General features: G+C 57.3%; 24 protein-coding genes. 15 read left to right on the forward strand and 9 right to left on the reverse strand.

What is annotated here, in order from left to right:
• Positions 1 to 93: 93 nt before the first annotated feature.
• From HX778_RS24170 to HX778_RS24205, 8 genes are all read left to right on the forward strand, one after another.
• Positions 94 to 396: a hypothetical protein gene (locus HX778_RS24170; protein WP_255483506.1), complete on the forward strand. Its 303-nt coding sequence runs from the start codon at positions 94 to 96 to the stop codon at positions 394 to 396.
• A gap of 181 nt (positions 397 to 577) precedes the next feature.
• Positions 578 to 1,453, forward strand: a complete 876-nt coding sequence (locus HX778_RS24175) for a carbohydrate ABC transporter permease (RefSeq protein ID WP_176983296.1) — start codon at positions 578 to 580, stop codon at positions 1,451 to 1,453.
• A complete protein-coding gene (locus tag HX778_RS24180) occupies positions 1,443 to 2,330 on the forward strand; it encodes a carbohydrate ABC transporter permease (protein ID WP_038472168.1) in 888 nt (295 codons plus the stop codon). Before HX778_RS24175 ends, HX778_RS24180 begins: the two co-directional genes overlap by 11 nt.
• A gap of 11 nt (positions 2,331 to 2,341) precedes the next feature.
• The gene (locus tag HX778_RS24185) at positions 2,342 to 3,166 is read left to right on the forward strand and encodes a phosphodiesterase (RefSeq protein ID WP_176983297.1); all 825 of its coding nucleotides are present in this window, start codon (positions 2,342 to 2,344) and stop codon (positions 3,164 to 3,166) included.
• 5 nt (positions 3,167 to 3,171) lie between these two features.
• The gene (locus HX778_RS24190) at positions 3,172 to 4,245 is read left to right on the forward strand and encodes an ABC transporter ATP-binding protein (protein ID WP_176983298.1); all 1,074 of its coding nucleotides are present in this window, start codon (positions 3,172 to 3,174) and stop codon (positions 4,243 to 4,245) included.
• A gap of 7 nt (positions 4,246 to 4,252) precedes the next feature.
• Entirely contained in the window at positions 4,253 to 5,560 is a 1,308-nt protein-coding gene (locus HX778_RS24195) for an ABC transporter substrate-binding protein (protein WP_176983313.1), read from the forward strand.
• A 131-nt stretch (positions 5,561 to 5,691) separates the two neighbouring features.
• Entirely contained in the window at positions 5,692 to 7,122 is a 1,431-nt protein-coding gene (locus HX778_RS24200) for a PLP-dependent aminotransferase family protein (RefSeq protein WP_038472176.1), read from the forward strand.
• Positions 7,109 to 7,639: a GNAT family N-acetyltransferase gene (locus tag HX778_RS24205; RefSeq protein ID WP_176983299.1), complete on the forward strand. Its 531-nt coding sequence runs from the start codon at positions 7,109 to 7,111 to the stop codon at positions 7,637 to 7,639. The genes HX778_RS24200 and HX778_RS24205 overlap by 14 nt, the downstream gene beginning before the upstream one ends.
• 27 nt (positions 7,640 to 7,666) lie before the next feature.
• On the opposite strand, the gene HX778_RS24210 is transcribed toward HX778_RS24205, so the two are convergent.
• Entirely contained in the window at positions 7,667 to 8,539 is an 873-nt protein-coding gene (locus HX778_RS24210) for an MBL fold metallo-hydrolase (RefSeq protein WP_176983300.1), read from the reverse strand.
• A gap of 144 nt (positions 8,540 to 8,683) precedes the next feature.
• Here HX778_RS24210 and HX778_RS24215 point away from each other — a divergent pair, with 144 nt between their 5' ends.
• The 6 genes from HX778_RS24215 (at position 8,684) to HX778_RS24240 (ending at position 14,827) form a co-directional block, all read left to right on the forward strand.
• Entirely contained in the window at positions 8,684 to 9,475 is a 792-nt protein-coding gene (locus tag HX778_RS24215) for a polysaccharide lyase family 7 protein (RefSeq protein ID WP_176983301.1), read from the forward strand.
• Positions 9,476 to 9,953: 478 nt separating this feature from the next.
• Entirely contained in the window at positions 9,954 to 11,378 is a 1,425-nt protein-coding gene (patD, locus tag HX778_RS24220; protein WP_176983302.1) for an aminobutyraldehyde dehydrogenase, read from the forward strand.
• 76 nt (positions 11,379 to 11,454) lie between these two features.
• A complete protein-coding gene (lysM, locus tag HX778_RS24225) occupies positions 11,455 to 11,901 on the forward strand; it encodes a peptidoglycan-binding protein LysM (protein WP_176983303.1) in 447 nt (148 codons plus the stop codon).
• 147 nt (positions 11,902 to 12,048) lie between these two features.
• The gene (locus HX778_RS24230) at positions 12,049 to 12,786 is read left to right on the forward strand and encodes a YnfC family lipoprotein (protein WP_176983304.1); all 738 of its coding nucleotides are present in this window, start codon (positions 12,049 to 12,051) and stop codon (positions 12,784 to 12,786) included.
• A gap of 73 nt (positions 12,787 to 12,859) precedes the next feature.
• Entirely contained in the window at positions 12,860 to 13,033 is a 174-nt protein-coding gene (locus HX778_RS24235) for a GhoT/OrtT family toxin (RefSeq protein WP_071842913.1), read from the forward strand.
• Between the two features lie 165 nt (positions 13,034 to 13,198).
• Positions 13,199 to 14,827 (forward strand): ABC transporter ATP-binding protein, encoded by a 1,629-nt coding sequence (locus HX778_RS24240; RefSeq protein ID WP_176983305.1) that lies wholly within the window; start codon positions 13,199 to 13,201, stop codon positions 14,825 to 14,827.
• Here the strand turns inward: HX778_RS24240 and HX778_RS24245 are convergent, their stop codons facing one another.
• Genes HX778_RS24245 through HX778_RS24275 form a run of 7 tightly spaced genes read right to left on the reverse strand, consistent with a single transcriptional unit; the run spans position 14,828 to position 22,262 of the window.
• The gene (locus tag HX778_RS24245) at positions 14,828 to 15,643 is read right to left on the reverse strand and encodes a sulfurtransferase (protein WP_176983306.1); all 816 of its coding nucleotides are present in this window, start codon (positions 15,641 to 15,643) and stop codon (positions 14,828 to 14,830) included.
• The gene (locus HX778_RS24250) at positions 15,633 to 16,628 is read right to left on the reverse strand and encodes an ornithine cyclodeaminase (RefSeq protein ID WP_176983307.1); all 996 of its coding nucleotides are present in this window, start codon (positions 16,626 to 16,628) and stop codon (positions 15,633 to 15,635) included. The genes HX778_RS24245 and HX778_RS24250 overlap by 11 nt, the downstream gene beginning before the upstream one ends.
• Positions 16,629 to 16,630: 2 nt before the next feature.
• Complete coding sequence (locus HX778_RS24255) at positions 16,631 to 17,629, reverse strand: 1-aminocyclopropane-1-carboxylate deaminase/D-cysteine desulfhydrase (RefSeq protein WP_038472194.1); 999 nt, start codon at positions 17,627 to 17,629, stop codon at positions 16,631 to 16,633.
• A gap of 37 nt (positions 17,630 to 17,666) precedes the next feature.
• Complete coding sequence (locus HX778_RS24260; RefSeq protein ID WP_176983308.1) at positions 17,667 to 19,001, reverse strand: M20/M25/M40 family metallo-hydrolase; 1,335 nt, start codon at positions 18,999 to 19,001, stop codon at positions 17,667 to 17,669.
• A complete protein-coding gene (locus HX778_RS24265; RefSeq protein WP_176983309.1) occupies positions 18,998 to 19,912 on the reverse strand; it encodes an ABC transporter permease in 915 nt (304 codons plus the stop codon). Before HX778_RS24265 ends, HX778_RS24260 begins: the two co-directional genes overlap by 4 nt.
• Complete coding sequence (locus HX778_RS24270; RefSeq protein WP_176983310.1) at positions 19,912 to 20,772, reverse strand: ABC transporter permease; 861 nt, start codon at positions 20,770 to 20,772, stop codon at positions 19,912 to 19,914. Before HX778_RS24270 ends, HX778_RS24265 begins: the two co-directional genes overlap by 1 nt.
• Positions 20,769 to 22,262 carry an ABC transporter substrate-binding protein gene (locus HX778_RS24275; protein WP_038472201.1) on the reverse strand — a complete coding sequence of 498 codons (1,494 nt, stop codon included), beginning with the start codon at positions 22,260 to 22,262 and terminating at the stop codon, positions 20,769 to 20,771. The genes HX778_RS24270 and HX778_RS24275 overlap by 4 nt, the downstream gene beginning before the upstream one ends.
• A gap of 185 nt (positions 22,263 to 22,447) precedes the next feature.
• Here HX778_RS24275 and HX778_RS24280 point away from each other — a divergent pair, with 185 nt between their 5' ends.
• Positions 22,448 to 23,104: a GntR family transcriptional regulator gene (locus HX778_RS24280; RefSeq protein ID WP_038472203.1), complete on the forward strand. Its 657-nt coding sequence runs from the start codon at positions 22,448 to 22,450 to the stop codon at positions 23,102 to 23,104.
• 141 nt (positions 23,105 to 23,245) lie between these two features.
• On the opposite strand, the gene HX778_RS24285 is transcribed toward HX778_RS24280, so the two are convergent.
• The coding region (locus HX778_RS24285) for a PLP-dependent aspartate aminotransferase family protein (RefSeq protein ID WP_176983311.1) at positions 23,246 to 24,017 on the reverse strand (772 nt) is incomplete at its 5' end.

A 24,017-nucleotide genomic window follows, 5' to 3' on the forward strand; every position in this document is an offset into this window, starting at 1 on the left:
TGGCTACAATACAGATAATTCCGGGCTGATATTGCTATAGATTATCAGCCTGATGACGTTGATATGTACGTATTCCTTTGTTTCGAGGTCACTATGAAAAAGCGATTTATACTCGCGGCAATTCCTGTCTTACTCACCACCTTTAGCAGCCTGGCTTCTTCGGAGGCAGCCTGGCAGCGGTTGGACAAAGACGTGCAAAAAAGCTGCCTTGCCATCAGCGCGCTGCAGGAGAAAAAGATTGCAGGGAAGCGCACCGATTTTGGCGACGACGTTGGCTATTCGGCGGTGGTAATTTCAGGCAACTACAAGTTTAAGAACAGCAACCCGGTGCCGGGCAAAGAGCTGTGCCTTTATAACCGCAAGAGCAAAAAAGCCAGCCTGGCGCAAATGCAGTAGCGTTTTCCTCGCCTGAAGAATATATCCCTGTAAAGACAATCTCTTTGAGCGACAGGCAGTTATCTCCCCACCGGAGCGCTGCCTGTTTTCTATACCGCCAAACTGCCATTTCCCGGTAACGTTTCTGCCATAAATCCCTCCCATACTGTCTGACTTCTGACCCCCGACAGGTTTTCGGACAATGGCAAAACGACCCTGGCTTCCCTGGCTGATTCTCACGCCGTCTTTACTCTTTTTACTGCTATTCACCTGGTTTCCGCTGGTGCGCTCCGTGTACGACAGCCTGTTTGATACGCGTATGGCGGGCGACGCTGGCGCTTACGTGGGCATAGGCAATTATGTGCGCCTGTTCGCCGACGCGGTGTTCTGGAAATCGCTGGTGAATAACCTGTTTTATATCGTGCTGACCGTCATTCCGGGCGTTGTCCTGGCGCTGCTGTTGGCGGTCGCGCTGTGGGAAAACCACCGCATTAACCGCTGGCTGCGCACGGCCTTCTTTTTCCCGATGATTATCCCGATGGTTAGCGCGGCGGCGCTGTGGCTGTTTATCTTTATGCCAGGCATGGGCATGCTGGATTACTACCTGGCGAAGCTGTTCGGGCCGATGAACAACAACTGGCTCGGGCGCAGCAACAGCGCGCTGTACGCCCTGGCGCTGATTGGCGTGTGGAAGTTTGCCGGTTATTACATGCTGTTTTTCCTCGCAGGGTTACAAAGCCTGCCCGCCTCGGCGCGTGAAGCAGCGATCATGGAAGGCGCGACCTCATCGCAGGTGTTCTTTAAGGTCACGCTGCCGTTGCTGCGCCCGACGCTGAGCTTTGTCATTACCACCGCGCTGATTTACTCGATAACCCAGATCGATCACGTCGCGGTAATGACGCGCGGCGGGCCGGATAACGCCACGACCGTGCTGCTGTATTACATCCAGAGTCTCGCCTGGGACACGCATGATTTGGGCAAAGCCTCCGCCGCCACTTTCCTGACGCTGGCCGGCCTGTTTGTCTTCTCGTTCGTTAACCTCAAGTTGCTGGAAAGGGGCGCCCACCATGAGCGTTGAGTTTTCTGGGCCCGTTGTCAACGCGCGTAGCGTGCCGCAGCCGCTGTGGTTGCGCCTGCGTAAATCAAAGGGCATCACCCTCACAGTGCTGATGTGCTGCCTGGCGTTGCTGTGGGTGAGTCCGTTTCTCTGGATGCTGTCCTCGGCCTTTAGCGCCAGCACCTTTAGCGAAGGCATGGCTTCCGTGCTGCCGCGTTTCCCGCTGACGCTGGATAACTTTCGTGATGCCTGGCAGAGCGCCGACTGGCTGAGCCTGTACGCCAACACGCTGATTTTTAGCTTCGGCACTTTCTTCGTGCAGCTCGTCACCATTACCACCGCCGGATACGTTTTCGCCTGCCATGAATTCCGCGGCAAACAGACGCTGTTTCTGCTGTTCCTGGTGCAGCTGATGATCATGCCGGTGGTGATGATGGTGCCGAACATGATGACGCTCAAAGCGCTGGGGCTGCTCAACACGCTGACCGGGGTGATGATGCCTTATTTCACCTCTGCGTTTGGCGTGTTCCTGATGCGTCAGGCGTTTCTCGCCATCCCGAAAGAGCTGGAGGAGGCCGCGCTGATGGAAGGTTGCCGCTGGTGGCAGGTGCTGTACCGCGTGCTGTTGCCGATGTGCTGGCCGTCGGTGCTGGCGTTTGCCACCGTGAGCATTACCTACCACTGGAACGAGTATCTGTGGCCGCTGATGATGCTCAACGACCCGGATAAACAGGTGCTGACTGTTGGCCTGGTTTCGTTTGCTATGGGCGCCGAGTCCGGCGGCCAGTGGGGCACCATCAGCGCGGGCACCATTATGGTCTGCCTGCCGCTGATGCTCGCCTTTATCGCCTTCCAGAAGCAGTTTCTGCGAAGTTTTGGTTTTTCAGGCATCAAGTAAGGAGTTGAGTGATGTTATTGGCCCATATTTCCGACACCCATTTCCGCAGTCAGAACCAGAAGCTGTACGGCTTTATCGATATTAACGGCGGCAATGCCGACGTGGCCTCGCAGCTGAATGCGCTACGCGAACGCCCGGACGCGGTGATCGTCAGCGGGGACATCGTCAACTGCGGCCGCCCGGATGAGTACCAGGTCGCTCGCCAGGTGCTCGGCACCATCAAGTCGCCGCTTTATCTGATCCCCGGCAACCACGACGACAAAGCGCATTTCCTGGAGTACCTGCGCCCGCTTTGCCCGCAGCTGGGGCACGATCCGCAAAACATTCATTATGCGGTGGACGATTTCGCTACCCGGCTGCTGTTTATCGACTCAAGCCTGGCGGGGCACTCCAAAGGGTGGCTGACGGACAACACCGTAGCCTGGCTTGAGGCGCAGCTTACGGCGGGCGGCGACAGGCCAACGGCTGTGTTTATGCACCATCCTCCGCTGCCGCTGGGGAATGCGCAAATGGACAAAATCGCCTGCGAAAACGGCCATCTGCTGCTGGAATTGGTGGCGCGTTTCCCGTCGCTGGTGCGTATTTTCTGCGGCCATAACCACTGCCTGACAATCACGCAATATCGGCAGGCGACCATCGCCACCATTCCTGGCACGGTGCACCAGGTGCCATACCACTTTGAAGACAGCCGCCCGTATTACGATCTGTCGCCGCCGTCCTGCCTGATGCACCGCCAGGTGGGCGAGCAGTGGGTGAGCTACCAGCATTCGCTGGCTCACTATGCAGGCCCGTGGCTGTATGACGCGGCGATCAGCTGCCCGACGGATGAGCGCTAACGGCCATGTTAAGACTGAATCACGTAAGCAAGCAGTTCGAAGGCAAAGCGGCGCTGAATGCGCTGTCGCTCAGCATCGAAGAAGGTGAATTTGTGGTGCTGGTAGGGCCTTCCGGCTGCGGCAAAAGTACGCTGTTACGGATGCTGGCCGGGCTGGAAGAGGTCAGCAGCGGTGAGATTTGGCTCCACGGCGAGAACATCACCTCGATGTCGCCGCGCGAGCGCAACTTCGCGATGATTTTCCAGAACTATGCGCTGTTTCCGCACCTGACCGTGCGCGACAACATCACGTTTGGCATGAAGATCCGCAAAGAAGACAAGGCCAGCTGGCAGCCTCGTCTCGAGCAGGTGGCCGCGATGCTACAGCTCGGCGAACTGCTCGACCGCAAACCGGCCAAACTCTCCGGCGGGCAGCGTCAACGCGTGGCGATGGCGAGAGCTATTGTGCGTAATCCACGCCTGTTCCTGATGGATGAGCCGCTCTCAAACCTGGATGCTCGCCTGCGTACCGAGGTGCGCGACAGCATCATGGCGCTGCATCATCAGCTCAAAACCACCACCATTTACGTCACCCATGACCAGACGGAAGCCATGTCGATGGCGGACCGTATTGTGGTGATGAGCGGGGGCGTGGTGCAGCAGGTGGGCAAGCCGGAGCATCTCTATGCCCGGCCAGCCAACCTGTTTGTTGCCGGTTTTATCGGCTCGCCCGCAATGAATTTGGTTTCTCTGCCCTGTGAAGACGGCCGCATCCTGCCCGCGACGCTGAACCTGCCTTTGCCGTCCCCGGCGAGCGCGGAAAAGAGCGTCTGGCTCGGTATTCGTCCTGAGCATCTTACCGACAGGCCAGAGGAAGGGCACCTGACGCTGAGCGCGACGGTGCTGCAACGAGAACTGATGGGCGCAGATTACCTGCTCCATGTCAGCACACACCTGGGGACGTTACGCTACACCCGCCGCCATCGCGGGGCGGTACCAGAAAAAGGCGATACGCTCACCCTCGGTTTTTCCTCATCGGATATTCACCTTTTCCACACAGACCTTCACCACAACTTACACCAGGAGATTGACCATGTTTAACCCCCTGATGCATAAATGGCGGGCGCTTGCCGTTTGCTGTTCGCTGGCCGTGAGCGGCGCGGCATTGGCAAAAGAGAAAATTGATTTTATGTTCCCGGCGCCGGTCGACGGCAAGCTGACGATGGAGATGACGCGCGTCATCAAAGCGTTTAACGACTCGCAGCAGGACGTTGAGGTGCGCGGTATTTTTACCGGCAGCTACGACACCACCAAAATTAAAGCGGAATCCGCGCAGAAGGCCGGGCAGCCGCCGGCGTTGGTGATCATGTCGGCCAACTTCACCACCGACCTGGCGCTGAAGGACGAGATCCTGCCGATGGACGAGCTGTTTAAATACGGCCCCCGCAAGGCGGGTGATTTCCTGATGAACGACTTCTGGCCGGCGATGCATAAAAATGCCCAGGTTATGGGCGTCACCTACGCGATCCCGTTTCATAACTCCACGCCAATTCTTTATTACAACAAAACGATGTTTGACCAGGCGGGCATCAAGCAGCCTCCGCAGACCTGGGCCGAAATGCTGGCCGATGCGAAGAAGCTGACCGACGCCAGCAAAGGGCAGTGGGGCATCATGCTGCCGTCCACCAACGACGACTACGGCGGCTGGATCTTCTCCTCGCTGGTTCGCGCCAACGGCGGCAACTACTTCAACGAAAACTATCCGGGCGAAGTGTATTACGATTCACCGACCACCATCGGCGCGCTGCGCTTCTGGCAGAATATGGTTTACCGCGACAAAGTGATGCCGTCTGGCGTGCTGAACTCCAAACAAATCAGCGCCGCCTTCTTTAGCGGCAAGCTGGGCATGGCGATGCTGAGCACCGGCGCGCTGGGCTTTATGCGCGAAAACAGCAAAGACTTTGATATGGAAGTGGCGATGATGCCCGCCCAGGAACAGCGCGCGGTGCCTATCGGCGGCGCGAGCCTGGTGAGCTTCAAAGGTATTTCCGATGCGCAGAAAAAAGCGGCTTACCAGTTCCTGACTTATCTGGTTAGCCCGCAGGTTAACGGCGCGTGGAGCCGCTTCACCGGCTACTTCTCGCCGCTGAAAGCCTCTTATGACACGCCGGAAATGAAAGAGTACCTGCAGAAAGATCCTCGCGCACAAATCGCGCTGGATCAGCTGCAATATGCCCATCCGTGGTACTCGACCTATGAAACGGTTGCCGTGCGCCAGGCGATGGAAAACCAGCTGGCGGCGGTGGTGAATGACCAGAAAGTGACGCCGGAAGCCGCAGCGAAATCTGCGCAGCAAACGGCAGATAGCCTGATGAAGCCTTACGTTGAGAAAACGGCGCTGGCCGACGTGAAGTAAAATCCTTTAGTTCGCATCCCCACGGGCGGTTATTCCGCCCGTTACCCTCATGTTAAAAAATCACTTTCTGACTATAACAGTTGTACAAAACAGCGTATTTTTAGCGCTGTGATATAGACAGGGAGCAGCGCATGAAAAAGTACCAGCAGCTGGCACAGCAGATCCTCGATCAGATTGCCCTCGGCGTCTGGCAGCCGGGCGACCGTTTGCCGTCGCTGCGCGAGCAGGTTGGCCACAGCGGGATGAGCTTTATGACCGTCGGCCACGCCTACCAGATGCTTGAGAGCCAGGGGGCAATCGTTGCCCGGCCACAGTCTGGCTACTACGTTGCGCCCCGGCCCGTGGCACGTACCACGCCGCCGGCGGTGCAGGTGACCCGCGCCGAAACCGTCGATATCAACACCTATATTTTTGATGTCCTGCAGGCGAGCACGGATGCTTCGGTGGTGCCGTTTGGCTCCGCGTTTCCGGATCCGCGTCTTTTCCCGCTCCAGCAGCTCAACCGCTCGATGTCCGCGGTCAGCAAAACCGCCACCGCCATCAGCGTGATTGAAAGCCTGCCGCCCGGTAACGAAGCTCTGCGTCACGCCATCGCCCAGCGCTATGCCCAGCAGGGAATGCAGGTTTCCCCGGACGAGATTGTTATCACCGCAGGGGCGCTTGAGGCGCTCAATCTCAGCCTGCAGGCCGTCACCGAGCCGGGCGACTGGGTGATTGTCGAAAACCCTTGTTTCTACGGCGCGCTGCAGGCGCTGGAACGCCTGCGGCTTAAAGCGTTGTCGGTTGCAACCGACCCGGTGAGTGGAATCGATCTCGACGCGCTGGCCCAGGCTCTGGCGGAATATCCGGTCAAGGCCTGTTGGCTAATGACCAACAGCCAGAACCCGCTGGGGGTGACGCTGCCGCCGGAGAAAAAAGCGCAGCTGGTGAAACTGCTGCAGGCGCATAACGTCACGCTGATTGAGGACGACGTCTACAGCGAGCTTTATTATGGCCGGGAAAGGCCGCTGCCTGCGCGGGCATACGATAATCAGGGCATGACCCTGCATTGTTCTTCGTTTTCGAAATGCCTGGTGGCCGGGTTTCGCATCGGCTGGGTGGCAGCCGGAAAACACGCCCGCCGAATTCAGCAATTGCAGCTGATGAGCACCTTATCGACGAGTTCGCCGATGCAGCTGGCGTTGGTCGATTTCCTCGCGACCCGCCGCTATGACACGCATTTGCGAAAACTGCGCAGGATGCTGGCCGAGCGGAAACAGCAGGCGTGGCAGACGCTGAACGATCTCTTCCCGCCGGAGGTAAAAATCCACCGCAGCGAAAGCGGCTATTTCCTGTGGATCGAGTTGCCGGAAGGGCTGGACGCCAGCCTGCTTAACGAGCGGGCGCTGGCGCACAAGATAAGCATCGCGCCGGGCAAAATGTTCACCACCGGCCGCGCGTGGGACAACTACTTCCGCTTCAATGCCTCGTGGGCGTGGGGCGACAGAGAACATCAGGCGGCAGTGACGTTGTCACGTTTAATTAAGACCTTAATTAAGGAGTTTCAAGGTGTACCAGACTGAAAGATTGCTGCTGCGGCCGTGGCGCGATGACGATGCAGCGCCGTTTGCTGAGATGAATGCTGACCCCGAAGTCATGCGCTATTTTTTGCAGCCATTAACGCCGGAAGAAAGCCGTAACTATCTGGAGGCATTTCGCGAGCGTATGGCGCAAAACGGCTTTGGTTTTTGGGCGGTGGAAGAACGGCACAGCGGCGAGCTGGCGGGATTTGTGGGCTTAAATCGCCCGATGTACGAGCTGCCGTTTTCCCCGTGCGTTGAGGTCGGCTGGCGGCTTCGTAGCGCGTTCTGGGGAAAAGGCTATGCCCCAGAAGCTGCGAGAGAGGCGCTGCGCGTGGGTTTTGAAGAGTACGGCCTCGAAAGCATTGTCGCTTTTACCGCGTTACCGAACCTGCCGTCACAGCGGGTGATGGAAAAATCAGGCATGCGCCGATGCGGTGAGTTTGACCATCCGATGGTGCCGGCGGAGCATCCGCTGCGGCGGCATGTCTGGTATCAGATTCACCGGCAGGAGGTTTAAAAGCCGGCGAACCGGCCTGTAGCACGGCTACTCTGTCGGCTGGAAGACGTAATGGTCGCCTTTGGCCACGATGTGACCGACGCCAGGGAACGGGAAGTGCGGGGCAAAAATCAGCTCGCGATCGGCGGCCAGCTTCGCCAGCAGCGCTTTGCGGTTGGCTATTCCTTCCTGGCGGTCGTTATCATAGGCAATCGCCCATTCCGGCTTCGTCAGCGACACAATCGAGCTGTGCGCCGAGTCGCCAATATCTAACAGACGCTGCTTGCCGGAGACAATCTGATAGCCAACGTGCCCCGGCGTATGCCCCGGCAGCGGTACAGAGGTAATCCCCGGCAGCACCTGGTCGCCAGGCTTAAAGGTTTTCACCTGCGGCTGGATAGCTTCCGCCAGCGCCTTCATCTTCGGCAACGTTTGCAGCCAGGCCCAGTCCGGAGCGGAGATTTGCACCGTGGCGTGGGGGAACGCCGATTTGCCGCCCGCCGTCAGCAGCCCACCAACATGGTCGCCGTGAACGTGGGTGATCAGCACATCGGTAATCTGTTCTGGCTTATAGCCCGCCTTTGCGAGGCTCGAAATCAGCTGCCCCTGAGCGTTGGGGCCAAGCCCGGTATCCAGCAAAATGACTTTGCTGCCGTCTTTGACCAGCAGTGCATCGACGCTGAGCTTAATATTGTCCGTCGGGGCGCCCGCCGCAGACAGCACTTCGGCCACTGCTTTTTCTCCCACGTCGACGCCCATCACTTTGCCATCGTTAGGCAGGGCGTTGTTTTTATCGTGCAGGGCGGTTAACTCAAGCTTGCCGAGCGGAAAAGTTTTAAACGCTGCACCCGCGTTATCCGCCAGCGCGAAGGCGGAGTAGCTGGCTGCAAACAGCGCCGAAACGAGCAGTTTTTTGATCATCAATATTCCCTTTATGCATCAGGTTAAGAACCGGAAACCCATTGTTACCACTGAAATGCCACAGCAACAGATTTTAAGTAAAGCATCTACGCTGATTAATGGTTAGCTGAGCGGGCGGGTTTACATTTTGCGTTGGGGTAAAAGATGAAGGGTAAAACAGTAGGTTACGCAGTGCCGGTAGGCCTGCTTTTGGTGACGTTGAGCGCCAGCGCATGGGCTGAAAACGGGCAGAATTTGCCGGGGGAAAATTTTCCGGTGCTGACAAAGGACTATTTGCTGCAATCCTTTGACGGCAGTGAAAAACCTAACGAGGTCAAGATAACGCCGGAGCTACATAACCGGTACTTCTACAGCAACTGCGGCGGTTCAAAAGGCTGTGATTCTGCTATTCCGGCGGGGGCGATGATGTTTAAGGCGCCGTCAGGTTTTGGCTCTACGCCGCACAGTGAGTTTCCCCGGGTTGAGCTGCGGGCAACCCATAATTTTGTTAACGGCAGTGATTTTGAGAATCAGCAAAGCGGCTCGGTGTTTGTTGTGAAGAACCCGGCCACCCGGTCGATCATTTTTGCGCAAATCCACGGCGACAAACCCGGCGGCTCTGAAATGCTGAAGCTGCGCTGGGAGGACGGCGCGATAGTCGCGGGCGTGAAAGAGAATTACGGCGACGCGGAGAAACGCACCACGCTGCTTTCGGGCGTCGGGCTTAAGGAAAAAATCGACTACAGCATTAAAGCCAAAGGCACTGATAGCGGGATGAAAGTAACGGTTGAAGCCAACGCCGGAGGACGAACGGTCAGCAAAACCTTCAGTTATCCGAAACAGAGTTGGGCAGACATCCAGCTTTACTTCAAGGCGGGGAACTACAACCAGGACAAAAACAAGGACGGTTCAGAAGCGGTGGTAGCCTACAGTAAGCTTGACGTGCGCTATCGGTAAGCTTGTCAAACCCGGTAGCCTGAGGGGCTGCCGGAAGCGTAATTTTTACTTCTTCAACGCAATCAGCACCGAAGAGGCTTTCACCAGCGCCAGCTTGCCGCCGCCGTTCAGGCTTAATTCGATTTAGTCGTTGACGGCGCCGCACGTGACGTTGCTGATGGTGCCGGTTAACTGATTACGGGCAGAAATGGTCATAGTGCCTCCCGGCGATTAATTAAGAAAATGGCTGACTAAAGCATAGGGCGCGCTGCTTTCTTTTCATATTAATTTTCAATAGATACCTAATTTTCTATCCCGCCTGTTATACCAAAGAGAGCGAAGCCGTTTCACCGACTTACTGCGCAGTGCATCACAACCTGGTGAAAATCCCTACGCTGTGTCGCAGGCGACGTACCGGCGGAACTATGCTTTTTACTCAGTCCTTTTACGCTAATGCGCCGCTGCAGGCCTTATTATCAGAACGAGAAAGGAGATCGGGATGCAAAGCCAGTTATTGATTAACGGCCAGCTTGTGGATGGCCTCGGGGAAAAACAACCGGTCTACAATCCGGCAACCGGCCAGCTGCTGCTGGAGGTGGCAGAAGCCACTGTTCAGCAGGTCAACGATGCCGTGCTGGCGGCAGATAAAGCGTTTGCCGAATGGGGGCAGACGACGCCGAAGGAGCGGGCGGAGCATCTTCTGGCGCTGGCCGATGCCATAGAGCAACACGGTGAAGCCTTTGCGCGCCTTGAATCGCAAAACTGCGGCAAACCTTTCCACTGCGTGCTGAATGATGAGATCCCGGCCGTTGTCGACGTTTTCCGCTTTTTTGCCGGGGCAAGCCGCTGCCTGAGCGGCCTGGCCGCCGGGGAATATCTGAGCGGGCACACCTCGATGATCCGCCGCGATCCTGTTGGGGTGGTCGCTTCTATTGCGCCCTGGAACTATCCGCTGATGATGGCCGCCTGGAAGCTGGCGCCGGCGCTGGCCGCCGGGAACTGCGTGGTTATCAAACCTTCCGAAATTACGCCTCTTACCGCGTTTAAGCTCGCAGAGCTGGCAAAAGATATTTTCCCTGCGGGCGTGATTAACGTGCTGTTCGGGCGCGGCCCTACCGTGGGTGATGCGCTGACCGGGCATGAAAAAGTGCGAATGGTGTCGTTGACCGGCTCTATTGCCACCGGGGAACATATTATTAGCCATACCGCGCCGTCGATTAAACGCACCCACATGGAACTGGGTGGCAAAGCGCCGGTTATCGTGTTTGACGATGCGGACCTGCAGGCGGTGGTCGAAGGCGTGCGAACGTTCGGTTTTTACAATGCCGGGCAGGATTGTACCGCCGCGTGTCGGATCTATGCCCAAAGCGGCATTTACGACAGGCTGGTTGAGCAGCTTGGCAAAGCCGTTGCCAGCCTCAAATATGGGCCGCCCGAGGACGAAAGCACTGAGCTGGGGCCGCTGAGTTCAAAGGCACATCTTGAACGCGTGAGCAGAGCCGTGGAGGACGCTAAAGCTTTGGCTCATATCAACGTGGTGACGGGCGGCAGCAAGGTGGCAGGCGACGGTTATTACTATCAGCCAACGCTGTTGGCCGGTGCGAAGCAGGGCGATGCGATCGTGCAAAAAGAGGTGTTTGGCCCGGTGGTCAGCGTCACAAAGTTTGACGATGAGCAGCAGGTGCTTGAGTGGGCCAACGACTCCAGCTACGGCCTGGCATCCTCGGTATGGACGCAGGACGTTGGCCGGGCGCATCGCCTGAGCGCGAGGCTGCAGTACGGCTGTACCTGGGTCAACACGCACTTTATGCTGGTCAGTGAGATGCCGCACGGTGGGCAAAAGCTCTCCGGCTACGGCAAAGATATGTCGCTGTACGGGCTGGAGGATTACACCGTGATTCGGCATGTGATGATTAAACACTGACCTGCTGAAACGGGCGACTGGCGGATTCCTCTGTTTTTGCCAGGCTTACTGGGACCAGTAAACAGGAGGAAAAACCATGGGATTATTTGATTTTGTCAAAGACGCGGGTGCGAAACTGTGGGACTCGCTGAAAGGAAACGAAGACGATCGGGGCAGCAAGCTTGAGGAGCATTTGAAAAACAGCGGCATTCCCGGTGCCGAAAAGGTAAATGTCACCGTTGAAAACGGCAAAGCGGTGATCTCCGGCGGGGACGGGCTGACCCAGGCGCTGAAAGAAAAAATTCAGGTGGCGGTGGGGAACGTGGCCGGTATCAGCAGCGTGGAAAACAATATTCAGGCAACGGATGCGGCGCAGGAGGCGACTTACTATACGGTGAAATCGGGCGACACGCTGAGCGCCATTTCTAAACATGTTTACGGCGATGCCAACAAGTACAACACTATCTTTGAAGCGAATAAACCGATGCTAAGCCACCCGGATAAAATTTACCCCGGACAGGTGCTGATCATTCCTAAGCTGTAAGTGCCCTGCAAACCCACTTCGGTGGGTTTTGTCTGGCAGATCGCGTAAAGTGTTCCGCTAAAACCTCTTTAACCCTCTGCTTAATTAAAGCTCCCGGCATCCACGCGTAAACGGCGGACAATTTCTGCCTGCGTTCAAGGAAGATGTATGACATTAAAAGGTTATTTTTTGCTGGGGATGACGCTGCTTTTCAGTCCTTTTTCCCATGCCCAGACGACAAGAAACCCGGCCATCGCCAACCTGGCAACGATGTTTGATTTTAACGCCCCGTCCGGAAACGTGCGCGAAATGCATACCGTGATGAAGCATCCCTCCGGCGAAATAAACTATGAAAATAAACTGGTGGTGGACCGTGCAGGGTGCGTTACAAGCCTTGATATCAGGGATTCGGCGCAAAAAATGGTCCTGCAGCTTCGCCGTGAAGGGAACGCGCTTATTGGCACCCAGAACGGTAAACCTTTATCCCTCAAGCTGAATGATAAATGCTTGGTGCAAAAGAGAAAGGATGATCTTGGCGAGGTGAAGTACGCCTATTGGCCAAACGGCTTGCTGAAAGAGATCTTTTTCATGCCGGGCGGCCAGCGAATTGCTCATCATGAATACAACCCCAGTGGGCTGCCTCAGCAGGTGGATTTCTATCTGAATGACAAAGTGGCCTCGCAGACCAAAGTCAGCTACGAAGATGCCGCAAAGCGGCCTTTCGACTACAAATTAGTGACCGAGACGATGGGCGTGGCGTTTTTAACCGCCGAAAGCCACTGCCGTTATGACGAACAACTAACGCCCGTTGACTGCGACATAACGCTGGTCACCGGGCTGGGAAACACGCAGCAAACCCAGCATCAGCATGCGACGACGGAAGTCAGCTATTACAGAGTAAAGTAAGTTTCTAAACTTGATCTGCGTCATAAAAAAGAGCATATTTTGCAAAATTTTTTAACAAGTAGTAATGCTTTGTATGACGCTTTATCAACACATGTTGGTTTTTTACGCCGTAATGTCGTTAATCTGCGCCGGGATCACCTGGCTGCTCGCCAAAGACTCCAAACGTATTAAGCTGCTTTGCTCCGTCCTTGTCGGGGCGACCTGGCCGATGAGCTTCCCGGTCGCGCTATTGTTCTCGCTGTTCTGATCGAGCAGGCTTTCGTGAAAGTCAAAGCTTGCCGACGGAATTACGCGTGCGGGTAACTCCCGGGAACAAGACCAAATGAATAAGCTATCAGCAAATCATCTTGTGGTGCCTGGGCAGATATTATAGTCTCAAAAATCACGATGTTAGCTCTCGTCTGGAACTCTTATGGCCGCTCAAAACCCGCTGTTAGCCGTTAACTCGCTTTGCATCAGTACGCTCGAGGGAAAGCCCCTCGTGCAGGAGGCATCGTTCAGCGTTGAAAGCCGGGAGATCGTGGCGCTGGTGGGGGAGTCTGGCTCCGGGAAAACCTTAACCTCGCTGGCGGTGATGGGGCTGCTTCCAACTGGGGTTCGGCAAACGGGCGGTGAGGTTATTTTTAACGGACAGATCGTGTCGGCCGTCGGTCAAAAATATCCGCGCGAGCTTCGCGGGCAGCAGATTGCCACGATTTTTCAGGAACCGATGAGCAGCATGAATCCGGTGTTGAAGGTGGGCGAGCAGATTGCAGAAGTGCTGGTTCGCCACCAAAAACTCAGCTGGAAGCAGGCGCATCGTGAGGCGGTCGCGCTGCTGGACAGGGTCGGAATTGTGAACCCGGCGCAGCGGGCAAAACAGTATATTCATCAGCTTTCCGGCGGCATGCGCCAGCGGGTGATGATTGCCAGCGCCATTAGCTGCAAGCCCGCGCTGCTGATTGCCGACGAGCCTACCACCGCGCTCGACGTCACCATTCAGGCACAAATCCTGGCCCTGCTGCAGGAGTTGCAGCAGGAAATGGCGATGGGCATTCTCTTTATTACCCACGATTTAAGCGTGGTTGCCCGCTATGCGGACCGCGCCTGCGTGCTGTATCAGGGCAATATTGTTGAGCAGGGCGATGTGCCAGCGCTGCTAACCCATCCGCAGGCCGACTATACCCGCAGGCTGATTGCCGCTTCCCAGCCGGAACCGCAGGCCGCCAGGCGCAAAGACGTGACCCGTTCACCGCTGGTACAGCTGTCGCAGCTGACCAAAAGCTATCCCCAGGCGCATGCGCTGCCGTTTTTCCCTGCCAGCCGGCAAACCGTGCTCAAGCCTACCAGTCTTGAAATTGAGCGGGGCGAGATCGTCGGGCTGATTGGCGAGTCAGGTTCGGGCAAGACCACGCTGGGCAGGGCGGCAATAGGCTTAATTCCGGCAGACAGCGGCACCATTATTTTTGATGGACTGGACGTGCGTCGCGCCAGCCGTGAGCAGCAATTGGGGATGCGCCGCCGGGCGCAGATTATCTTCCAGGATCCTTACGCCAGCCTGGATCCGAAAATGGCGGTAGGCGAGCAGATTGCCGAACCGCTGCGAGTTCATAAATTAAGACCAGCAGGGGAAATTCAAAGCCGGGTGAATGAATTACTGGAGCTTGTCGGGCTGGACGCCGGTGCAGCAGGGCGTTTGCCTGCGGCTTTCTCCGGCGGGCAGCGTCAGCGTATTGCCATCGCCCGCGCGCTGGCGCTTGAGCCTGAACTGCTGGTGGCCGACGAGGCCGTTTCGGCGCTGGACCTCTCCGTACGAGGGCAGATCCTGGCGCTGCTCGCCGATCTGCGTGACCGCCTGGACTTAACCGTTCTGTTTATCAGCCACGACCTCGGCGCCGTCCGCCAGGCCTGCGATCGGGTTGTGGTGCTGTATCGGGGTGAAATAGTAGAAACCGGGGCCACGAAGCAGGTGCTCGATCGGCCGCAGCATGAATACACGAAGCAGCTGATTGCCGCCGCGCCGGATATTCAGCAAGCTCTGAAACTGCGTAAGGTGGGGTGATTACTCCGCGCTAAGCAACGGTAATTCCGGGTGACTCGCCCATTCGTGCCAGGAGCCGACGTAAACGGCCACATCCTGATAGCCCGCAAGCTTAAGCGCGACAAGCACCGTGGCGGCTCGTGCGCCACGGTGGCACCAGATAATCACTCTTTTTGACGGCGTAAACCCGGCCTCGGCGGCAAGATGGGCCAGGGCTTCGGTGGATTTAAACCGGCCATGCTCGACAACGTCTTCCCAGAACAAGAGTTTTGAACCGGGAATACGTCCGGCCCGGGCGCAGCATTCGTGCACGAAACTGCCGTCATATTCCGTTGGCCTGCGGGCATCAAGCAGCTGCGTTGAGGCCGGATCGGCGTCGATCGTTTCGCAGCGAGTAGCGGCCAGCTGCTGCATGGCTGGCTGGCAGATTGGCGCTCCAGCGGCAGAGACAACCGCCTGTGCGCCGTGGCCCGGCGTTAGTTTCCCGCCTGCAGCGGCCCAGGCATCCACGCCGCCGTCTAAAATCAGCCCGTCAGCACCGAGGGCAAACCACAAGAACCATAGCCCACGCGGAGAACGCATCCCCACGCTTTGCTCGAAGAACACCGGCGTGGCTCCGCTCGTCACGCTGAGCTGCTGCCAGGCATGAACAAAGGCCCCGGCCATTGCGGCGTAGCCTTCCGGCGTGGAGTCGGGAACAAAATAGTCGTAGACGTTCAGGCTGAGCGCGCCCGGTAACGAAGCGGTTTGCCACTGTTCCAGTTCACGCACGTCGAGTAACGCAAATTGCTCCCCGCCAGCCATGCGCTTTTGCAATTCACTGGCGCTAATCAGCATCGGCAGCTTCCCAGCCAAAAGGTAGATTGCTGCCCTGGCCCTGGTCTACGGCAGCCTGCAGCACGCGGGCGGCAAGGGCGATATCAAACACGTTAAGGCCGAAAGAGGAAAAATAAACTCTGTCGGTTGCCGAAGGACGCCAGCCATCGACCAGCAAATTGGTTAAATCTGCCGCCACGTTTTGCTCGTCAAAAAGCCCGGCACGGTACATCTGGAACAGGCTTTTGGCGCTGGTTAGCTTGAAGTCGCCCCAGAGATCTACCACCACTTTGTCGGCGGCGGCGATCGTTTCAAAAGCCACTTCGTGGTAGCCAATTTGCAGCACCAGCGTCCCCGCACGCCAGATGCCAGGGCGTAAAAACGGCTCGCTGGCGCTGGTGCAGGTTATCAGTACGTCCCAGTGCTGACGCAACGCATCGCTCAGTGTTTCAAACTGCGTAACGGGCCAGGGCAGGTCGCCAGAATGGCTGAGCATGTCGGCGAGCGGCTCCGGCGTTTTATTCCAGCAGTAGACCATTTCCAGATCGGGAAAATGTGCGGCGAGCATATCGAGATGGGCGCGGGCCTGAACGCCTGCGCCAAGCAATAAGACGCGTGAAGGTCGCAGAGGTGCCGCCAGCTTGAGGGCGAGGGCAGACACCGCCGCCGTGCGGGTTGCTGTCAGGCTGCCACTTTCCACCAGGCCAACCGGTAAGCCGTTATCCGCCCGGTTGAGCAACGTCGTTGCCATAGCCTGCGGATAGCCGTCAGTGGCGCGAGGGCGATGGGCCGTCCATTTCACGCCTGTGGCGTTGAACCGTCCGCCAACCCTTGCCGGGAGGGCGTAAACTTTGCCCAGCGGCGTGTCCAGATCGACATGGGTTTCCGCCGGCATCACCGCCTCGCCGTTTCTTAGCAGCCGCACGGTGTCCTCAACGTCCTGCAACGCCTTGATCGGGTCGTTGCCGCCGAGTTCAGCGACCTGCTGACGGTTCACTATCTGCATACTCAGTGCTCCAGGAGTTTTTGAGCGAACGGGTAGAGCGCCGGAGAGCCCCCGCAGTGCATGAAAATAACAGAGCTGCCGGCAGGAATACGGCCTTCTTCCGCCAACTCAATTAAACCGTGCATCGCTTTACCAGTGTAAACCGGATCCAGCAGGACGCCTTCCTGTTGAGCAACCTGATAAATGGCCTCAATGCCGCCTTCAGAAGGTACGCCGTAGGCGCTGCCGACGAAACCGTCTTCAATCCAGATATCCTGCGGCTGCCAGCTTTGATCCCAGTCCAGCAGGCTGGCGCAGTCACCGGCCATCGCCGAGATACGGGCCTGGAACCAGTCGGCTTTGGCGCTCACGCTGACGCCGATAATTTTGGTTTTGGGCCAGTAGCGACGGGCGCCGACGTACAGCCCGGCGAGTGTTCCGCCGGAGCCTGTTGGGGCCACGATAATGTCCGGCGCGGATTCGCCCGCGGCGCGAAGCTGGGCGTCCATTTCCTCAACTGCACGAACGTAGCCCAGCGCGCCCAGCGCCGTTGCGCCGCCAAGAGGAATGATCATCGGCTTTTCCCCGCGCGCCGCTGCCGCGTCTGCATGCGCCTGCATCGCGCCTTCAATCTGCGTGAAGTAACCTTCCGGGTCGAGGAATTGCAGTTCGGCACCAAACAGCTTATCCAGCAGGAGATTGCCCTGGTAAGTTTGCGGCTCGTCACCGCGAAGCACCAGCACCGGCTTCATGCCAAATTTACGCGCGGCGGCGGCGACCATTCGCGCATGGTTAGACTGGTGCCCGCCGGTGGTGATCACCACTTTGACGCCTTCGCGGCAGGCTTCGGCCATCAGGTACTCCAGCTTGCGGACTTTGTTGCCGCCGCCGCCAAAGCCGCTGTAGTCGTCGCGCTTAATCTTTACGTTCAGGCCCAGCGTTTCGCTAAGGCGAGGTAAAGATTCCAGCGGCGTGGGGAAGAATCCTAGCGTAACACGTTCAAAATCATTCACATTTTTCATGCATTATCCTGTCTGGTTCCCGAGTGCTGGCCGTGGTTTAAAAGGCGAGTAGCCAGTCATTGAGCGACTGTTGGTAGCGTTGTAGGCCTCTGAGCGTGACGAATTCATTCACGCCGTGGGCGTTGCCGCCGTAGCCCAGGCCGCCTATCAAAAAGGCAGGGGCAACGGCGGCGAAAGCGTAAGCTGGCGCGCAGCCGGGGGCCCAGGGCCAGATTTGCGGTTTTGCCTGCTGCTGGTGATAGCTGGTCATTAGTTCAAGCACGCCCGCGTCATCAATGCTGAAACGGTAGCCCGGATAGCTGTCGCCCGGTTCGAGCACGGCACCGGCCAGCGCCGGGCTAGCAAGCTGCTCCTTCATGCGCTGCATCAGGCGTTCGCCATCGACGATGGGCGGTGTTCTTAGTACCAAATCGGCGAAGGCTTCGGGAGGAATGACGCCCTGAGCCCCGTGCGGCAGGCTGGCTATTTCTGAAATATTCAGCACCGCGCTGCCCAGCAGATAAGCCAGATGGCTGAAGCTGTCGCCGCTGATGGAGAACTTCTCGCTGCGACGGAAAGTCAGTTCGTCCGCCAGGTTAAAATCGAGCGCAAGGTCGTCGAGAATCGAACTGGCTTCTTCATCCAGCTCGCCCGTTTCGAGTACGCCATTAGCGTGAGGGGGCGCAAGGGTGCTTAACGCCTGCACAAGCCGCCAGACGGGGTTATCGATCCACGCCGCGTTGCTGGCGTGAATAGCCGCTTTAGGGCCGCCCCAGCTGCCGCCTTTTACCACCAGACGGCCACCGCTGCGGCCGGTGAAGCCAAGGTAAATTCGCGGGGCACCGCCGCCGTATTCGCACAGAGAAGGGAAAAGCACCGCTTCGGCGGGAGCTACCGGACAAGGCTGGCGGGCGAGGTAGCGCCGCAGGTTGCCGCTGCCAATCTCCTCTTCGCCTTCCAGCAGAATTTCAATGTTGGTGTGCAGGCGGCCGGAGTGATAGAGGTCGCGCACCACCATCAGCATGCCTGCCAGCGGGCCTTTGTTGTTCTCTGCGCCGCGGGAAATAAAAACGTCGCCTTTGTCCGACCAGTGTTTAATGCCGCCGACAAACGGATCGACCTCCCAGCCTTCTTCGTCAGCGGGCATCACGTCGTACATGTTGTACAGCACGAGGGTACGCGGCGAACCGATGTCAATGCGCACGTGAACCAGCGGCGGCGCACCATCCTGAAGCTGTTGGCTCACCGGATACAGCACTTCGGCGTCGGTTTCTTCAATCAGCCACCGCTCAAGCCATAGCGCGAGGTCACGCTGCTGGTCGATATAGCCCGCCACGCTGCGGAAGGGTGTGAGCTGGTGCAGGAGGTCCAGCGTTGCATCGAGAGGCTTCATAGCCGGATCCTCGGGTTGAGTACCACGTACAGCAAATCAATGATCAGGTTCACCACCACGAACACCAGCGCGGCCAGCAGGACAATCGCCTGCACCAGCGGGAAGTCGCGGTTCTGAATCGCCTGCACCGCAAGGCGGCCGATGCCGGGCCAGGCGAAGATAATCTCGGTGACCAGCGCGCCGCCGAGCAGAGAAGCAAAATACATTCCCTGGACGGTGACCACCGGGATCAGCGCATTGCGCAGGCCGTGGCGAATCAGGATCCGCCACGAACTTAGTCCCTTGGCCTGCGCAGTGCGGATGTAATCCTGGGCCAGGACATCAATCAGGCTGGCGCGCACCAGACGGGCGATGGCGCTCATGTAATAGGCCCCAAGGCTGATGGCGGGCATGATCAGATGGCTGAAATTGCCGTAGCCGCTGGAGGGTAGCCAGCGCAGATGCAGGCTGAACCAGATAATCATCAGCAGACCTAGCCAGAATACCGGCACGGCCTGGCCGCTAAAGGCGAACAGGCGAGCGAGTAAATCCCAGAAGCTGTTACGCCAGACGGCGCTGACAAGGCCGAGCAGCAGGCCGATCGCGGTACTCCACGCCAGAGCAGAAACCGCCAGTAGCAGCGTGGCGGGCACGCGCTGGGCGATAAGCTCTGTCACCGGCTGCTCATAGCGCAGCGACAGGCCAAGATCGCCATGCAGCAGGCCGGTAAGGTAATGGCCGTATTGCCAGAGCAGCGGGCGGTCAAAGCCCATCGCATGGCGGAAGTTATCAATTTCCTGCTGGGAAGAACCGGGCGGCATCATCACCGCAGCCGGGTCGCCGGTCAGGTGCAGGCTGTAAAAGATAAGCAGCGAGACGCCAAACATCACCAGCACGGCCTGAGCAAAGCGAGAGAGAATGTAGCGCAGCATCAGTCAAGCCTCGTGTGGGTTTTACGCAGCAGGCTATCGCCGAGCAGGTTACAGCCGACCACCAGGGCCGCAATAATCAACCCCGGCCACAGAACAAGCCATTCCGCCAGCAGCATATAGGAGCGCCCTTCGCCAATCAGGTTGCCGAGGGTGGGCGTAGGCGGCTGGATCCCCATACCAAGGAAGCCGATAGAGGCTTCGAGCACGATAAGTCTTGGGATATCCAGCGTCAGCAGCACAACCAGCGGCGTGGCGAGGTTAGGGAGAATGTGGCGCAGCAGAATGCGCGGCGTGGAAAAGCCCATCGCGCGCACCGCTTCGATGTATTCCAGCTCGCGCAGTTCGAGCGTTTTGGCGCGCGCCACGCGGGCGTAAATCGCCCAGCTGGTCACGCCCATGATCAGAATAATGTTTTCCAGCGAGGTGCCAAACAGCGCCATCACCAGCAAAATCAACAAAATAAACGGCACCGCCAGCTGGATATCCATCAGGCGCATGATGACCGCATCCAGCCAGCCGCCAATGTAGCCTGCCAGCATCCCCAGCAGCGTGCCGATAACGGCGGCAATTGCCGCCGCCAGTAACACCACCGTCAGGGAAAGGCGGGTACCCGCCAGGATCCTTGCCAGCAAATCGCGCCCGAGCTGATCGGTGCCAAGCCAGTGCATGCCGCTCGCCGTCTCGCTGCCCGGCGGCAGGAACGTATCCGCCAGGTTATTGATTAACGGATCAGGCAATGGCAGCCATGGGGCTACCAGCGCCAGCAGGATCACCGTGCCTAGCAATAAGCCCCCCAGCACGCCGTCGCCTGAAATCAGGCGACGAGGGCGACGGGTCAGGGCGCGTCCGGGGAAAATCATTTCAGCCTCAGGTCATACAGCGGAATACGCGCGTCGGCACGGCCGGTAAAGGTCAGGTTATCGCTATTGGCATACAGAGAATCCTCGCGGTACAGCGGGATAAGCGGCTGTTCTTTGGCGACAACTTTCTGAATGTCCTGCAGGATAACTTCACGCTTTTTCGCATCCACCGTGGAGCGGCTGGCGTTCAGCAGCTTATCCAGCTCAGGGTTGCTGACCGTAGAGTACGGCTCGCCGGAGTGCAGGATAGGGTACAGCGCGGCATCGGCATCCAGCGTTTGGGTTGAACCCCACGCCAGCATGTACATCTCAGCCTGTTTGCCGGAGGCCACCTGCTGGGTGTAAACCGACCATTCAGGGACTTCAAGCTGCGCCTTCACCCCGATAGCGGCTAAATCCTGAACGATGGCCTGGGCGACTTCAGCGCTGGCAATATAGCGACGCGGTGCCTGGAATTTCAGCGTAAAGCCGTCCGGGTAACCCGCTTCCTTAAGCAAAGCTTTAGCTTTGGCGACATCCTGCTCAGGTGCCGGAACATTGAGGTAGCCAAAGTCCTTCGCACCAGCCATGGTGCCGGTTGGCGTACCAAAACCATGCAGCAGCTGGCTGGTGTAGGCTTGACGATTCAGCGCCAGCGACAGTGCCTGGCGAACGCGGGCATCACTTAACGGTTTCTCACCATTCTTCAGGCCGAGGTAAATCGTCAGACCACCGCCTTTCACCTGCTCAAGGTGAATGCCGGGCTTGTTTTTGAGCGCTGAAACCAGGTCGGCAGGAACGCTGTCAACCAGCTGCACTTCCCCTGTTAACAGGGCGGTAATGCGAGCGGTCGCTTCTGGAATTGGGCGCCAGGTGACCTGGTCAATTGTCGGTTTTCCACGCCAATAATGTGGATTAGCCTGCATAACCACACGTTCATCTGGTATAAATTCTTTTAATGTATATGCTCCACTACCAATAGGTTTTCGTGCAAATTCCGCAGCACCGACTTTACTTACATAAGCAGGCGGTACGATATAGGTCGGATAGCGGCTCATGCGCGTAGGCAGAAGCGGGTCAGGGCCGTCGGTGTGAATGCGAACCTGGTAGTCCCCGGTGACCTCTACGGACTTGATCGTGCGGATGTAGGAAATGGTTGGCGCGTGGTTCGCCGGGTCAAGGATGCGGTCGATGGAGAATTTCACCGCCGCAGCGTTAACCGGTTCACCGTTGGTGAAGGTGACGCCAGGGCGCAGGTCGAACTGCCATGTCGTTTCATCCAGCGCTTTCCAGGCTGTGGCAAGGCCAGGCTGAAGCTGCATGTTTTTATCACGCAGGACCAGAGTATCGAAAATATTGTCCACCAGGGTGGCGGCTTCTTTAAGAAAACCCGGATCCATCGCGGTGGCGGAAGCAGGTTGGGCTATAACTAATTCACTTGCGTAGCTAAAGGGGGTTACCAGGCTAATTAATACAGCCAGAGTTGCGAGTTTACGGCCGGATGCTTTCATTTGTAGTCAATCCCTATACGTTACCGTCTAAATTATTGACGGATATCGAATGTTTCGTCAGGTTAATTCGCATGGTGGTATAAATTTGTGGTAAGAGTACATGATATATCCTATATACTCCATTGATGACAAGCCAGTTATTAAACTGCAAATACAAAGTAGTTATTTTGCTATAGGAAATAAACATGCTTGACTTAGAAAAAGCGCAAAGAATGAGTTTAACCATGCAAGTTGAGGCAAGGTTAAAGGGTGCGTTGATTGTGGGAACCTTAAAACCCGGCGCAAGATTAGTAACCAAAGAGATTGCCGAACAGCTTGGCACCAGCATTACGCCGGTGCGTGAGGCGCTTTTGCGTCTGGTCTCTTCCGGAGCGCTGGATGCCACGCCTGCGCAGGCATTTTTGGTGCCTGAAATTTCTCTGGGGCGATACCATGAAATCACCACCATCCGTAAAAATCTCGAAGGGATGGCGGTAGAGCAGGCTGCGCGCTACATGGACAAAACCAGGCTGGCCCGCCTGAAGCAGCTTTGTGATGCGTTTCTTGAAGCGAAGCACGTCAGCGTTGAGGCCGCGCTGCAGGCTAATCGGGAGTTTCGTTTCCAGCTGTTTGAGTACGCAGAGATGCCAACGCTCACCGTGTTAATTGAGCAGCTTTGGGTGCGCATCGGGCCGTGCTTTAATTATCTGTACCCGCAGTCGGAAGAAATGAGTCAGGGGCATCATAATTACGACGATTTGCTGGAAGCTTTAGCGGAAAAGGACGAGAAGCGCAGCGTGAAAGCAATTCATAAGGCGATTGACGACGGGGCCGATATTTTACGTCGTCAGTACTTTGGCTAAATAATAAACAGACTTAATTTATTAACGCACAGCAAATAAATGGTCTTTTGTCTTGCTCTGGATGTACTCCAGGTTTGCAAACAAAAGGCCATTATTTATATTTATGACAGTATTTCTTCCTGCGCTTTAGCGAATTAATCGCTAACCCAGCGCCTGCGCGAGATCGGCCTGCAAATCTCCGGCATCTTCAATCCCGACCGACAAACGAATCAGCTGCGGCACGATGCCGTTACTCAACCGCTGTTCGAGCGGAATAGAAGCGTGAGTCATGCTATAAGGCTGGCTGACCAGGCTCTCTACGCCGCCGAGGCTTTCCGCCAGGGTAAACAGCTTCAGCTTACGGATCACCTCTTCTGCACGTTTTTCATCGCCACGAACCACAATCGAAATCATGCCGCCGGGCTGCGACATTTGCTGGCGGGCAAGGTGATATTGCGGGTGAGTCTCCAGCCACGGGAAATACACTTTCTCCACTGCTGGATGTGTCTCTAACCACTGAGCGAGCTGGAACGCGTTACTGCTGTGTTTTTCCATACGCAGGGCCAGAGTGCGGATGCCACGCAGCGTCAGGAAGCTGCTGAACGGGTCAAGCACGCCGCCGACCGCGTTTTGTAAATAGCCCAGCTGCTGCGCCAGTTCGTCATTAGCGCCCACAACCGCCAGCCCGGCCACCACATCAGAATGGCCGTTCAGGTATTTGGTTGCCGAATGCACCACGATGTCAAAGCCGGATTCCAGCGGACGCTGGAGCGCGGGAGAGGCGAAAGTGTTATCGGCCACGCTAATCAGGCGATGGCGCTGAGCGATGTCGGCAATGGCGGCAAGATCTGCCAGCTTAAGCAGCGGGTTTGTCGGCGTTTCTACCCAAATCATCCGCGTTTCAGGGCGAATCGCGGCCTGCAGGCCGTCGAGA

The sequence above is a fragment of the Cedecea sp. P7760 genome (assembly GCF_013386425.1).
GTDB lineage: Bacteria > Pseudomonadota > Gammaproteobacteria > Enterobacterales > Enterobacteriaceae > Cedecea > Cedecea selenatireducens.

What these genes read in the sequence shown, in the direction of transcription:
- HX778_RS24170 (WP_255483506.1), top strand. Translation starts at nt 94, where the DNA reads ATGAAAAAGCGATTTATACTCGCGGCAATTCCTGTCTTACTCACCACC.
- HX778_RS24175 (WP_176983296.1), top strand. Translation starts at nt 578, where the DNA reads ATGGCAAAACGACCCTGGCTTCCCTGGCTGATTCTCACGCCGTCTTTA.
- HX778_RS24180 (WP_038472168.1), top strand. Translation starts at nt 1,443, where the DNA reads ATGAGCGTTGAGTTTTCTGGGCCCGTTGTCAACGCGCGTAGCGTGCCG.
- HX778_RS24185 (WP_176983297.1), top strand. Translation starts at nt 2,342, where the DNA reads ATGTTATTGGCCCATATTTCCGACACCCATTTCCGCAGTCAGAACCAG.
- HX778_RS24190 (WP_176983298.1), top strand. Translation starts at nt 3,172, where the DNA reads ATGTTAAGACTGAATCACGTAAGCAAGCAGTTCGAAGGCAAAGCGGCG.
- HX778_RS24195 (WP_176983313.1), top strand. Translation starts at nt 4,253, where the DNA reads ATGCATAAATGGCGGGCGCTTGCCGTTTGCTGTTCGCTGGCCGTGAGC.
- HX778_RS24200 (WP_038472176.1), top strand. Translation starts at nt 5,692, where the DNA reads ATGAAAAAGTACCAGCAGCTGGCACAGCAGATCCTCGATCAGATTGCC.
- HX778_RS24210 (WP_176983300.1), bottom strand. Translation starts at nt 8,539, where the DNA reads ATGATCAAAAAACTGCTCGTTTCGGCGCTGTTTGCAGCCAGCTACTCC.
- HX778_RS24215 (WP_176983301.1), top strand. Translation starts at nt 8,684, where the DNA reads ATGAAGGGTAAAACAGTAGGTTACGCAGTGCCGGTAGGCCTGCTTTTG.
- patD (WP_176983302.1), top strand. Translation starts at nt 9,954, where the DNA reads ATGCAAAGCCAGTTATTGATTAACGGCCAGCTTGTGGATGGCCTCGGG.
- lysM (WP_176983303.1), top strand. Translation starts at nt 11,455, where the DNA reads ATGGGATTATTTGATTTTGTCAAAGACGCGGGTGCGAAACTGTGGGAC.
- HX778_RS24230 (WP_176983304.1), top strand. Translation starts at nt 12,049, where the DNA reads ATGACATTAAAAGGTTATTTTTTGCTGGGGATGACGCTGCTTTTCAGT.
- HX778_RS24235 (WP_071842913.1), top strand. Translation starts at nt 12,860, where the DNA reads ATGACGCTTTATCAACACATGTTGGTTTTTTACGCCGTAATGTCGTTA.
- HX778_RS24240 (WP_176983305.1), top strand. Translation starts at nt 13,199, where the DNA reads ATGGCCGCTCAAAACCCGCTGTTAGCCGTTAACTCGCTTTGCATCAGT.
- HX778_RS24245 (WP_176983306.1), bottom strand. Translation starts at nt 15,643, where the DNA reads ATGCTGATTAGCGCCAGTGAATTGCAAAAGCGCATGGCTGGCGGGGAG.
- HX778_RS24250 (WP_176983307.1), bottom strand. Translation starts at nt 16,628, where the DNA reads ATGCAGATAGTGAACCGTCAGCAGGTCGCTGAACTCGGCGGCAACGAC.
- HX778_RS24255 (WP_038472194.1), bottom strand. Translation starts at nt 17,629, where the DNA reads ATGAAAAATGTGAATGATTTTGAACGTGTTACGCTAGGATTCTTCCCC.
- HX778_RS24260 (WP_176983308.1), bottom strand. Translation starts at nt 19,001, where the DNA reads ATGAAGCCTCTCGATGCAACGCTGGACCTCCTGCACCAGCTCACACCC.
- HX778_RS24265 (WP_176983309.1), bottom strand. Translation starts at nt 19,912, where the DNA reads ATGCTGCGCTACATTCTCTCTCGCTTTGCTCAGGCCGTGCTGGTGATG.
- HX778_RS24270 (WP_176983310.1), bottom strand. Translation starts at nt 20,772, where the DNA reads ATGATTTTCCCCGGACGCGCCCTGACCCGTCGCCCTCGTCGCCTGATT.
- HX778_RS24275 (WP_038472201.1), bottom strand. Translation starts at nt 22,262, where the DNA reads ATGAAAGCATCCGGCCGTAAACTCGCAACTCTGGCTGTATTAATTAGC.
- HX778_RS24280 (WP_038472203.1), top strand. Translation starts at nt 22,448, where the DNA reads ATGCTTGACTTAGAAAAAGCGCAAAGAATGAGTTTAACCATGCAAGTT.